This is a genomic window from Streptomyces griseorubiginosus (genome assembly GCF_017614965.1).
Lineage (GTDB): Bacteria > Actinomycetota > Actinomycetes > Streptomycetales > Streptomycetaceae > Streptomyces > Streptomyces griseorubiginosus_B.
The window spans coordinates 1-4,095 of record NZ_WVUG01000485.1; the positions used below are offsets into that span (position 1 = coordinate 1).

5 protein-coding genes and 1 tRNA gene are annotated in these 4,095 nt (G+C 71.8%); 1 reads left to right on the forward strand and 5 read right to left on the reverse strand.

Annotation, left to right across the window (positions count from 1 at the left end; translation table 11 throughout):
- The 3 genes from GRC12_RS42315 to GRC12_RS42325 form a co-directional block, all read right to left on the reverse strand.
- The coding region (locus GRC12_RS42315) for an FmdB family zinc ribbon protein (RefSeq protein WP_208785762.1) at positions 1-182 on the reverse strand (182 nt) is incomplete at its 3' end.
- A gap of 83 nt (positions 183-265) precedes the next feature.
- A complete protein-coding gene (locus tag GRC12_RS42320) occupies positions 266-1,639 on the reverse strand; it encodes a hypothetical protein (RefSeq protein ID WP_208785763.1) in 1,374 nt (457 codons plus the stop codon).
- An 81-nt stretch (positions 1,640-1,720) separates the two neighbouring features.
- Positions 1,721-2,491 (reverse strand): DUF4097 family beta strand repeat-containing protein, encoded by a 771-nt coding sequence (locus GRC12_RS42325; protein ID WP_208785764.1) that lies wholly within the window; start codon positions 2,489-2,491, stop codon positions 1,721-1,723.
- Between the two features lie 237 nt (positions 2,492-2,728).
- Here GRC12_RS42325 and GRC12_RS42330 point away from each other — a divergent pair.
- Positions 2,729-2,800: transfer RNA gene (locus GRC12_RS42330), tRNA-Val, on the forward strand.
- A gap of 44 nt (positions 2,801-2,844) precedes the next feature.
- Here the strand turns inward: GRC12_RS42330 and GRC12_RS42335 are convergent.
- Entirely contained in the window at positions 2,845-3,189 is a 345-nt protein-coding gene (locus GRC12_RS42335; RefSeq protein WP_208785765.1) for a hypothetical protein, read from the reverse strand.
- 150 nt (positions 3,190-3,339) lie between these two features.
- Complete coding sequence (locus GRC12_RS42340; RefSeq protein ID WP_208785766.1) at positions 3,340-3,960, reverse strand: dihydrofolate reductase family protein; 621 nt, start codon at positions 3,958-3,960, stop codon at positions 3,340-3,342.
- Between the last annotated feature and the right edge of the window lie 135 nt (positions 3,961-4,095).

Genomic DNA, 4,095 nt, shown 5'->3' on the forward strand with positions numbered 1-4,095 from the left:
CCGCCGGCCCTCGGTGCCGCCGCGGGGGTGGACGCCGTGCCCCCGACGGCCACCGTCGACAGAAGCTTCACCGTGTCCTCATGTCCGGCGGGGCAGGAGGCGGGGTCGGCGGACCGGGCCATCGGCCGGCTGACTTCAAAGGTGTCGCCGCAGGTCCGGCAGCGGTATTCGTATCGAGGCATGAGCCCAGGTTAGCGGGGGGACAAAGTAATTTTGCCGCTGTTCGCGGTGAGACCGCTGCCCGCCGGGGGCCGGGGGCGGTCGCTCAGTGGCCGCCCCCGCGTTCCTCCCGGATCCGCGCGACCACGTCCGCGACCGTCCGGCGGACCGCCTCCGTCTCGGTGAGGAAGTGCCAGTAGTCGGGGTGGCGGCCCTCCAGGGCGGTGACCGCCCGCTCCAGCCGTGCCACGGAGTCGTCGAGGGGGCGCGCGTGGCGCGGATCGGGGGTCGACCGGCCCGTCATCGCCAGGCGTTGGGCGTCCCGGATCGCGAAGCGGGTTCTGTCGATCTCCTGCTGGGGGTCCTTCTGCACGGCGTTCAGCCGCTGCAGGCGGTCCCGGGCCGCCGAGACGGACTCGTCGGTGGTGTTCAGCAGGGCCCGTACCGTCGACAGCAGGGCCGTGGCGTCCGGCCAGCGCTGGGCGTCCCGGGCCGCCTGGGCCTCCTTCAGCTTCAGCTCGGCCTGCCGGACGTTCTCCGCCGCCTGCTCCGGTACGTGCTGCAGGTCCTGCCAGCACGCTGCCGAGAAGCGCCGCCGCAGCTCGCTGAGGACCGGCTCCACCTGGCCGGCGCGCGTGGTGAGCGCCTGGGCGCGGGTGCGCAGGGAGACCAGACGATGGTCGATCTCGGCCGCCTTCTCCGGCAGGCGTTCGGCCTCCGCCCGTACCGCCCCGGCCTCCCGGGCCACCCGCTCGGCCCGCTCCAGCGTCTGCGGGACGCCGTGCTGTCCGGCGCCCTGGTTGAGCTTGGTCAGCTCGGGGCCGAGCGCGGCGAGACGCGCGGCGAGGTCGTCCGCCCTCAACCCCGATCCCCGTACGGCGTCCAGGGCGTTCGAGGCGGCCAGCAGCCCCTGCCGGGCCCGCTCCACCGCCGGTGCCAGCCGGGCCAGTTGGGTCTCCGCCTTGCCGAGGAGCGGGCCGAGGCTGTCGCCGAAACGGTCCAGCTCCCGCTTGACGTTCAGCAGCTCGTCCTTGGCCCGGGTCAGCTCGGTGCGCGCGTGCGCGGCGGCCGAGGCCTCCAGGTCGTCCCGGTCGAGATCGTGGGCGTCGACGGCGTCGATGTAGCGGTGACTGACCTCGTCGATGCGCCGTCCCAGCGCCTCGAAGTCGGAGACGACCCGGCGGGCGGCGGGGGAGTCGTCCACGGCCGTGATCGTCTCGATCGAGATCCGCAGGTCCCGCTGGGCGGTGTCCAGCTCGTAGAACGCGGCCGCCGCCGCGTCCTTCGCCGCCTGCGCCTCCGCCCGCTGACTCTCCGCCCGCCCACCGAACCAGCGCCGGGTCCCGCCGCCGGCGAACGCGGCGAGCAGCACGGGCGCGGCGACGAGGGGGAGGGCGAGGAGGGTGAGGGTGTCCGTGAGCGCCTTGCGGTGTGCCCGAGGCACCGACGGCGAGTACGGCTCGGAAGGTGTCGCCGTCACATCCCTCTCCCGTGCTGTCATCCGTCCTGGCGGGTACCGGGTTTCATTCTCCCACCCGTGAAGGACGAACACACGGGCCGGTCAGTTCGCGGTCTTCACCGTGACCTTGCCGTCGGAGGTGCGCGCGGAGACGACGTGCGAGCTGGAGTCGTCCCGGGGCACCGACACGTCCACCGAACCGTCACCGGTCTTCGTCGTCACCCGGTACGTGGCACGGGGCAGCGCGACGGTGACGGAACCGTCGTGACTGCCGGCGTCGACGAGGTCCGGTACGGCGCCCAGGGTGAGGTGCACCGAGCCGTCGCCGCTCGCGGCCCGGACCTGCCGGGAGGAGACATCGGCGTGCACGGATCCGTCGGCGGTGCGCAGCGTCAGGGGTCCGGTGGAGTCGCTGACGTGCACGGATCCATCGCTGGTACGAATGCTCAGGGCGTCCTCGAAGCCGCGGGCCCGCACGCTCCCGTCGCCGTCCTCGACCTTCACCGTGACACCGCGCGGGACCTCGATCCGGTGCTTGGCCGAGCAGTCGGCGACGACACCGGAGCACTTCATCCGCAGCGTCAGCCGGTCGTCCTTCATCGACCAGGTCACCTTGGGGCCCTTGCCGATCACCACGGACCCCTGGAACCACCGTGTCACCTCGACCTGCCCCGCCTTGTTGGCGTCCGCGGCGACGATCTCCAGCGCCGAGTCGTCGGAGTCGACGGTGAGCGTCTTCCCCGCCAGCGCGAACGTCCGGTGGTCCGGCGTCTTGTCGTCCCCGGCGGAGGCTCCGCACGCGGTGGTCCCGCCGATCAACGCGACGGCGACGACACCCAGCGCCACCCGGGCGACGTTGCTGCGACTGGCCATGACGATCTCCCCCTGAGACGGACTTCCCACGACGGGCTGCTTCCCGCGACGGACTGCTTCCCGGAACGGACTGTTGAGGCTCTACGACCGTACGGAGCGGGCAGCGGGAGGGGGATCCGGGACGCTCCCGGATGCGGGGTGGGGTTATCCCCCGACCGGGCAGGATGTACCGGGCGGGATGTTCGGAACGGGTTTGCGGGGCACCGCCTCGGGCAAGGTAGGCTGTCGACTCGTCTCGGGTGCGTAGCTCAGGGGTAGAGCGCCTGCCTTACAAGCAGGATGTCGGCGGTTCGAAACCGTCCGCGCCCACCGCATGAGAAGACCCCGGCCGTCTGGGCCGGGGTCTTCCGCGTTCACTCCCGCGCCGTCTGCCTCTCCTCGTGCGCGTGCTTCAGCCTCGTGCGGGCGTCCACCCGGTCGTCGGTCGTGACCTCGGTCCAGAAGCGGTGCGTGGTGACGAACACCGCCAGTTCGTGCTCACGGCGGCGGAGCTTCTCGACCTCGGCCTGTTCGTCGGGCGTCCAGCCCGGGGAGGCGGGCCGCTCCACCTTGCGCCAGCCGCCGGTGTCACTGAAACCGTCCAAGGGCTCGACCGACCAGGGGAGACGCTTGAGCAGGGCCGACAGCTCGGCCCGGACCTGATGCAGCTCCTCCTGACCGGCGAGGAGGTCACTGGGGAAGTCATAGGTCGTTGCCACGCCGCAATGCTACGCCTGTTCGAATTTGGGATGCGAGTTCCTTCAAGGGGTTCACACGAACGAGGGTGAGAGGAGTTCGGCAGTGGCGTTTCAGTGCCGCCGCCCTCCGCCGCCCTCCGCCGCCGCCCGCGGCCCTCCGCGGCCCTCCGCTCAGGACCGCACGCGATAGGTCACGTGGGTCACCGCACTCGCCGCCCGGGACTCCACCTGCTCGAGACGCAGGGCGGGGACGCCGTCGAACAACCGCGTGCCGGCGCCGAGCGTGAACGGCACGATGTGCAGCCGCAGTTCGTCGATCAGGCCCGCGGCGGTGTACTGGTTGACGGTGGTCGCGCCGCCCTGGACGGACACGTCACCGCCCTCGGCCGCCTCACGCGCGCGTGCCAGCGCGGATTCGATTCCGTCGGTGACGAAGTGGAACGTGGTGCCGCCCTTCATCGGCTGCGGGTCGCGCGGGTGGTGGGTGAGCACGAAGACCGGGGCGTGGAACGGCGGATCCTCGCCCCACCAGCCGTGCCATTCCCGGTCCCACTCGCCCCGCACCGGGCCGAACATGTTGCGGCCCATGACGAACGCCTTGGCGGCCGTCATCCGCTCCAATTCGGTCCGGTTCTCCTCGGGGGTTTCGAACATCCAGGCGTGCAGCCTGCCGCCCCACCCGTCACCGCCGTCGTCCCCGAACGGCCGCTCCTCGCTCTGGTTCAGCCCCGCCGAATACCCGTCGACCGAGATCGTGAGATCACAGGTCACCCTGCCCGCATGTCCGTTCATCACGCTGCCCTCCTCCTCGGGGGCGACCTGCCGCCGCGCTCACGACGACCCTCTTGCCCCACCCACGACCTGTAGACCGTCCCGGGGCCCCGAACTCATCGCCCGCGGTTTGTCGGGGGGATGTCGGTCGTGGGG

Bases quoted from the DNA above. Each gene is read 5' to 3' on its own strand.
- GRC12_RS42325 (WP_208785764.1), bottom strand. From the start codon at position 2,491: ATGGCCAGTCGCAGCAACGTCGCCCGGGTGGCGCTGGGTGTCGTCGCC.
- GRC12_RS42340 (WP_208785766.1), bottom strand. From the start codon at position 3,960: ATGAACGGACATGCGGGCAGGGTGACCTGTGATCTCACGATCTCGGTC.